Source organism: Lyngbya sp. CCY1209 (assembly GCF_055795065.1).
Genome location: NZ_JAYFER010000144.1, coordinates 1 through 7474 on the forward strand (window position 1 = coordinate 1; position 7474 = coordinate 7474).

Annotated in this window: 5 protein-coding genes; all 5 read right to left on the reverse strand. The window is 51.3% G+C overall.

Annotation, left to right across the window (positions count from 1 at the left end; genetic code table 11):
* Positions 1-75 precede the first annotated feature (75 nt).
* On the reverse strand, positions 76-1644 hold the full coding sequence (locus tag AC0QHF_RS01660) for a glycosyltransferase family protein (RefSeq protein ID WP_324702445.1): 1569 nt from the start codon (positions 1642-1644) through the stop codon (positions 76-78).
* A 145-nt stretch (positions 1645-1789) separates the two neighbouring features.
* A complete protein-coding gene (locus AC0QHF_RS01665; protein WP_324702446.1) occupies positions 1790-2734 on the reverse strand; it encodes a GNAT family N-acetyltransferase in 945 nt (314 codons plus the stop codon).
* 133 nt (positions 2735-2867) lie between these two features.
* Positions 2868-4199: a site-specific DNA-methyltransferase gene (locus AC0QHF_RS01670; protein ID WP_324702447.1), complete on the reverse strand. Its 1332-nt coding sequence runs from the start codon at positions 4197-4199 to the stop codon at positions 2868-2870.
* Positions 4200-4588: 389 nt separating this feature from the next.
* Positions 4589-5665, reverse strand: a complete 1077-nt coding sequence (locus tag AC0QHF_RS01675; protein ID WP_324702448.1) for a class I SAM-dependent methyltransferase — start codon at positions 5663-5665, stop codon at positions 4589-4591.
* A 241-nt stretch (positions 5666-5906) separates the two neighbouring features.
* Positions 5907-7193 carry a Glu/Leu/Phe/Val family dehydrogenase gene (locus AC0QHF_RS01680; RefSeq protein ID WP_324702449.1) on the reverse strand — a complete coding sequence of 429 codons (1287 nt, stop codon included), beginning with the start codon at positions 7191-7193 and terminating at the stop codon, positions 5907-5909.
* Positions 7194-7474: the final 281 nt, after the last annotated feature.

Genomic DNA, 7474 nt, shown 5'->3' on the forward strand with positions numbered 1-7474 from the left:
CTGTATCGGTTCCGGTTTTTTGAGAGTTTGACATCCGGACTCAAAGTCCCCCTTTGTAAGGGGGATTTAGGGGGATCAAAATAGTTCGGGGACTCGTTGTTGCAGTTCTCGGTTCAACTCGGGGAGCCGATCGCGCAATTGTAAATACCAGTTCCGCCGCCGTTTATAATGCTGACATAACAGGCGATTATCGCGCACCCAGTTGTAGGCGTTGGCGGCGATAGTTTGGCGGAATTCTCGGTCGGAAATGAGGCGATCGAGGTGGGTTTCAAATTGTCGGATGGTTCGGTAGATCAATCCGCTTTTTTCTGGTATAATAGAGTGTTCGTAGACCGTGGGGCTTGCCAGGACTGCCACGCCGTTACCCGCACATTCAATAAATTTTAAATCGGATTTCATCAAATTGACGGGATCGGGAGTCAGGGGGAGTAGGGCGATATCGCAGGTTCGCAGGATTTCCAGATAGCGATCGTAGGGACAGAAGGGCTCGAAGGTTTTTTGCGTCATTTCTAAGGCTTCAAAGAAGCGGCGATCGTGGATGACTTTGGCGCGGATATTTGTTCGATATTTCCGCAATATTTTATTGATGGATTGGATGATCGGTTGCCAGTCCTTTTCGCGATTTAACGCCCCGAAAAATAATGTCACTTCCGGGGTTTCCGGATCATTCCGGGGCGGCGGAAGTTCGGCGAGGTGGTTGCCGAAGACGGCGACGTTGGGGTTGAATTGTCGCAGGAAGACACCCAGCGGTTTTGTGGAGGTTTGCACGGCGTGACATCCCCGGTAGCTGAGATAGCGGTTGTCGGCATATTCGCGGCGGCGGAGGGGGTTGTCGTCAATTTCGGCGACGATTAAATAACCTTCTTGCAGCAGGCGTCTGAGGATGGGGAGATGTTCCCGGTAGGACATGATGGTGCGCTGCCAGATGAAAACTTTTTCTTCCTGTGGTAATGTTGGTATGATGCGGGCAGATTTGACGGTGGAAAAAACCCGGGTTCCGGGGATGGTGACGCTGAAGCGATCGGGGTTCAAAACTCGGATGCGATCGCACCCCGTCGGTGCCATGATTGCGGTTTGAATTAACAGGCGGCGGGGCGGCTCGGTTGACTTGATCGCCCGGATCAGATATTGTGGTGATAGAATCTGGGCGGAGTATGGTTTGATATCGATGCCGGAGGATAAAAGCTGGGGTCGAATCCGTTCTAGAAAATACTGAAATTCCGGATCGCGATCGCCCCTCGTCCGCACTTCGTAAATGTAGAACCCAGCTTGATTGAAATGCGATCGGATTTCCGGCAGCGTCAAACCGGGTTTCGCCTCTCCCGGTTGTAAACGCCAGTATTGGGAATTGGGCAAAAGTGCGATCGCCTGCCCCCCCGGTTTCAACCACTGAGTCAGATGCGGTAGCAGTTGGGCGAACCGGACGCGATCGAATGGGGTACAGTTGTACACCAAAACATCTACGTTACCTATTTCAGCAGCGATCGCGCCGGTTGTCAAGTCCGAATCGGGTGAAATTTGCAAATACCGGCATTGGGGATTAATCCGCCCGTAATCCGTTTTGAGAGTCCCGCCAGGATTATCGCCAATTTCGATAACAATCCGGGCATCAGCGGGCAACACCTGCAATAATTCGCCACTCAATTCGCCAACCCCACCGTCGATAACGCCATCTCCAATATTTTATAGCAGTCCGAACCGCCCGGGAATCAATTCCCCTGGGCGCAAGCCAGGGGCCCCTACTTTTCGGAATGGGAGGGTTGGGTGGGGTGATTCCAACTCTCCCGAATTATCGCCAATCATCCAATACAAAAATATCGGATATATGATATGCCGGTTCGTTGGGTTTGTGCATGGCGACACCCGTCGTTTCCGTGCGGAAACCCCGGGAAATCATCCGGGTGTAGGCTTCGGCGTGACTCGTATTCACCCCGGCGACGAGACGGGAGAGATTTTGAGTTTTTGCGTAGGCTTCGCAGCGGGTGAGTAATCGTTCAAAATTGTCCGCCGCGTGTGTTCCGGGACGCACCGCCGCAAATTTAATATAACATCTATCCGCCCCCGCTTCGCTACCCGCCCCGCAATGGCACGCCGCAAATGCCGCCAAACCGATGCTATCGTAAAATAAAATAGTATCCCCCAAGTTTTGTTTGTAAACGGATCGGATTTCCCGCGATGCATCCAATTCCGGATAAATCGAATCGGTGAGGTTGTAACAGTCTTTGAGGGATCGCGATCGCCCGTTTTCATCCAATGCAGAATATCGCACAAACTCAACATCTTGGGGATTATCAGTTTCAATAAATTTTCCCATCACGAACGTTAAAAATCGGGGATAAAATACGAATTTGTGATATAATAATTGATGTTTCGGACTATTGGGACAGGTGAACAAACCCGCCTGTCGGATTCCCCATTCCGAAAATTTCGCGATCGCCACTTCAACCAAACTTTGGGCAATCTTTCGATCCCAGTAGTCGGGGTGGACGGTGAGGGGTCCGAAAGTGCCGACACTCCCCCAATTCGCCGCGATATTTGAACCGACAATTCGTCCGTCAACTTCGGCGACAAATGCCGCCCTCGGATCGATGTTGAACCGGGTTTCGATGTAATTGCGATCGCCAAAAAATTCCGCCGGCTTGGAGGAACCGACAAAGGTTCCGAAGGCGAGTCTAAAAATAGAGTCCGCGATCGATATTTCGTGTTTTTGGAGGAGTCGGATTGAGACATTCATACGAGTTTCTCCTGATTCGGATTGTCTATAGCGGTTTTCTCTCTAATGAGATCTGAACGATCCCCCTAAATCCCCCTTCACAAGGGGGACTTTGACTCCACCACTATACCTCACCCGATCAATCGACATTATATCAATCCGTTTTTTCGATCTTTCTATCTTTCCAATTTTCGACCACTTTCTCGGCTTCTGGGAGAGAGCGATCGGGCAAAAAAATTGAAAAATCAGTTATTGTAGGATGCCACGATGCGAGGCAATTTTCTGCCGGTGATTCATCCAAATCTACACTATCAAATAATGTCTTTTGGATATAACCATCATTTTGAGATAAACTCGTTTTTTCGACAAAATCACCCATCGGTTTGACTCCATGTTCAAAACGATTCAGGATCGTTTTTAATGCTTCCATGCTGTTGTCAACACCGATCCAATTTCGTCCCATTTCGTCCGCCACTGCCAATGTCGTCCCGGAACCGGCAAAACAGTCGAGAACGAGATCCCCCGGATTGGATGACGCGGCGATAATTCGTCTCAGCAAATCTGGATTTTTTTCTGTCGGATATCCGGTGATTTTAATATTTTGATTGTGAGCGTCTCGAAACTCCAACCAAATATCTTGAACGGCGACACCCGGATGTTCATCCAGATAAACTTTCCGTCTCGGGTTGCCATTTTTCGACCAAAAAATTTCGCCCCTCGCATCCATTTCGTCGAGGGTTGCCGGGGGATACTGCCAATGCTTGCCGGGTGGGGGCATTTTTCCTCTCCAGGGTTTCCCCGTTTCGCCGTTGCGGACACCGGGTGCGTGGATGGGAACTTTCATAAATTTTCGCCCGGTTTCTTTCTCGATGTACTGATACTCTTTTTTTCCATTTTCCGACAGGGGGACGGTTTGTTTATTCCAAGTGTAGCGTTCTGATTTCGTGTAAAATAGGATAAAATCCGCAATATTGCCGTAAGTTTTGCGGGTGTAATTTTTGGGATTACATTTTTTTCGGACGATCAAATTTCGATAATTTGAAGAACCGAAAATTTCATCCATAATCAATTTCATCTCGAAAACCATTTTTTCGTCGAGATGCAAATAAATCGATCCGGTATTGGATAAGAGTTTGTGTAATAGTAAAATGCGATCGCGCAAAAACTCCACGAAAGCGGCACCCGTCAAAGTATCTTCGTAGGCTTTCGACTGTTTTCGCGATAGGAAGTGACTTTGTGTGGCAAATGGTGGATCGATGTAAATCAAATCAACGTTTCCGCAGATTTCCGGTTCCGAAGCCAGCAAACGCAGAACGTCCAAACTATCGCCAAAATATAATCTTTTGTCGGATGAAGGCGAATAAACGGTTTTATATTGAACGAAGTCGCCATTCAAAATCTCATCTTCGCTTTTTTTGCCTTCATATACCAGGTTGACGCCAAGATTAGAAGCGGATCGATCTTTTTGGGGAATTCCTGTTGCCATATTTCAGATTTTAAGAGAGCAGCCACTGCATGGTTATGCGTTCTGGAAACATTCGGAGAGTGACCACTTTAACTTGACCACTCCAAGAATCCTCAAGGTGGGCATAATCTCGCCACATTGAACCCAGAAGTAACCCGGGGCCGTCATTCAGAAAAATCACTTTCAGATTGAATCCCTTCGTTCGAGCATATCCGAGCACTTCATTGGCACAGTCTCGATATTGACCCGTGCGATCGTCTTCTTGTGCGCCACCCCGGTCAGAATCGTATCTTGCCAAGCCCACTGCGACGGGATTTTTATTATACAATAAAACAAAGTCAACCGGGCGATCGCGTTTGAGTGATGATGGATGGGGTGGGAACGCACCCTACATAGTTTGATTGATTTTACTACAAACGAGTCAAAACCAGCATATCCTGATAACTCGCGGAACGGTTGCGGCGGCACCACATCCCGTAATCCTTCCGCTTCACCGCCAAACCCGCTTCGGCTATCCACTCCATCACCGACGCCTCCGGGTGCGCGATCGCATCTTCCGGGTTATCCAAATGATCGACAAAGCTTTCGTCAATTTGATGGGCAAAATTGCGGGAACTGCGACCGGCTTCGATCAGGTTTTTTGTCTCTTCATTTAATAGGAAAAATGTACATAAACACCGCCCTCCCGGTTTCAAAACTCGCGCCACCTGCCGCAGGTAGTTTCGGGTTGCGGGGGCGTATAAGTGGGTAAAAACGGAGGTCAAAAGGACGAAATCGAATGGGTCGTCATCGTAGGGAAAGATGAAATTATCCGCCTTCATTTTGCCGCCGGGATTGTAGCGATCGCTGTACAGATCGGCGCAGCAAAAGTTAAAATTGGGACGGCGATCGCGGATGACTTCCTGACACCAATCGATCCAGTGGGGGACGATATCAAACCCCTCGTAGCGGGCGCTATCATCGAGGTAGTAAGCCAACCCGTAGGCGATGCGTCCGACGCCGCACCCCGCATCCAAAACGGCTTCCCCGGGTTGTAAATCGGCTTTGTTAACGAAGTGCCCCAAAAAGTCCCCCGCCACAAATTTGAAACTGCCCCCCACGCCGACGCGATCGCTTTTTTCGGGGACGGGGAGGGACGGTTCCAAAAATCCAAATAATACGTCTCCCTCGCCACCTGCAAAAACCGGGGTCAGTTTGACGAGGGAATCCAAAAGGTTATTTTCCTTAACCCAACTGAGGGGAATGTAAATCAGAAAACGGGCGTTTCCGGCATCATCCAAACTGGGGAATAACTGTCGCACGTCGTCGCTGGGCAGGTTTTTCTCAATCCGCAATTCGGGAACTTCCACGCCGCCGATGGTGACGCGAAAATGGGTGACGGAACCCGCCCCCCAAGACGCGGCCCAGCCTTTCAAACGCACCATGTCGCCTTCTATCGTCACTTTGCCCAGACAGCCGAGGGTTTCGAGGGGTCGAGTTGGGGTCATAGCCGAGTTTGAGATTGAAACAAAACAGATCTAAGCGATATTAAATCACAATTCGATCTGGAAGGGAGTAGGGGATAGGGAATGGGGAATGGGGAATCGGGAATGGGGAATCGGGAATGGGGAATCGGGAATGGGGAATCGGTAATTGGTAACCCTATAAGGTTGCCTCCACACCCTACACCCTACACCCTACACCCTACACCCTACACCCTACACCCTACACCCTACACCCTACAACCGATTAAGGATACAAGCCGCGATCGCGGATCGCTTGGGCGACCCGACCGACTCCCAAAGTATAAGCCGCCAGCCGCAGGTCGCCGCCCTGTTCTTGGGAACGCTGGCTGACGCGGTGGTAGGCTTGAACCATCAGTTTTTCCATCTCCCGGTTCACCCGTTTTTCGTCCCAGAATAGGAAGGACTGACCTTGCACCCATTCCAGATAGCTGACGACCACGCCGCCGGCGTTGGCGAGGATGTCGGGCAATACCTTAATCCCCCGAGATTCTAGCATTTGGTCGGCGACCAAGGTGATGGGAGCGTTGGCAGCTTCGGCGACCAATTTTGCCTGGATGCGATCGGCATTTTCTTCGGTAATTTGATCTTCCAATGCCGCCGGAATCAAGACATCGCAGGGAAGCGTCAACAATTCCGCATTGGTGACCGGTTCGCCGCCGGGAAATCCGACCACCGTTTTATTCGCCGCTACATGGGTTGATAAAGCCGGAATATCTAACCCCTCGGAGGCGAATACCCCTCCCGACGCATCGGAGACGGCGATAATTTTGGCGCCGGCTTGGTGGAGGAGTTGGGCGGCGGCGCCGCCGACTTTGCCGAATCCTTGGATGGCAATTTTTACGCCTTCTAGGGTCTGTCCCAGCTCCATCAAGGCCTCCCGGACGGCAATCATGACCCCCCGTCCGGTCGCCATGTCGCGGCCCTTAGAACCGCCGATGGAGAGGGGTTTGCCGGTGACGACACCGAGGACGGCGTGGCCCATGTTCATGGAGTAGGTGTCCATCATCCAGGCCATTTCCCGGGAGGAGGTGCCGATGTCGGGCGCCGGAATGTCGATCGCTGGTCCGATGTCTTTGATCAGTTCGCTGGCGTAGCGGCGGGTGAGGCGTTCGATTTCGCCGTCGCTGTATTGGGCCGGGTCGATCGCGATCCCCCCCTTGGCGCCGCCGTAGGGAATCCCCAGCAGGGCACATTTCCAGGTCATCAACATGGCCAGGGCGGAGAGTTCCGCGAGGGTGACGGCCCGGTGGTAGCGGGTCCCGCCCTTGTAGGGGCCGAGCACGTCGCAGTGCTGGACCCGGTGTCCGGCGAAAATTTGGACTTTCCCGCTGTCGAGGCGGACGGGTATGGCGACGGTCACGACTTTGCGGGGGTGTTCCAGTATCACCCGGATGTTGTCGTCCATTTCGAGTTCGGCCGCGGCTTGGTTCAGATAGCTGCAGGTGCGATCGAACGGACAAATATAGGCCGGAGTCGGTGCCTCGGTGGTCTGCAGGGATGATACAACCATAATTGGTTAAACCTCTTTTGAATGATCCAGGCTGGAGATAGATGTCGGGCAGTAACCTCGTATGTTATGCCCAATTCCTTGATCCCCAGCCTGATTTCCTCTTATCTGTAGCCTAACTCAAAAAAGTTAATAAAAACAAAATTTTGTAAAAATTGTTACAGTTTTCAATTTAGCTTAATGATATTGGGAATGGGGTGTGGGCGGGGGAGCGGAGGGAGCGGAGGGAGCGGAGGGAGCGGAGGGTGAGACATCCAGACCGCTTGGGAATCAATTCCCAAGCT

Excerpts from the sequence above, each read along its gene's own strand:
- AC0QHF_RS01665 (WP_324702446.1), bottom strand. The coding sequence starts at position 2,734 with ATGAATGTCTCAATCCGACTCCTCCAAAAACACGAAATATCGATCGCG.
- AC0QHF_RS01670 (WP_324702447.1), bottom strand. The coding sequence starts at position 4,199 with ATGGCAACAGGAATTCCCCAAAAAGATCGATCCGCTTCTAATCTTGGC.
- AC0QHF_RS01675 (WP_324702448.1), bottom strand. The coding sequence starts at position 5,665 with ATGACCCCAACTCGACCCCTCGAAACCCTCGGCTGTCTGGGCAAAGTG.
- AC0QHF_RS01680 (WP_324702449.1), bottom strand. The coding sequence starts at position 7,193 with ATGGTTGTATCATCCCTGCAGACCACCGAGGCACCGACTCCGGCCTAT.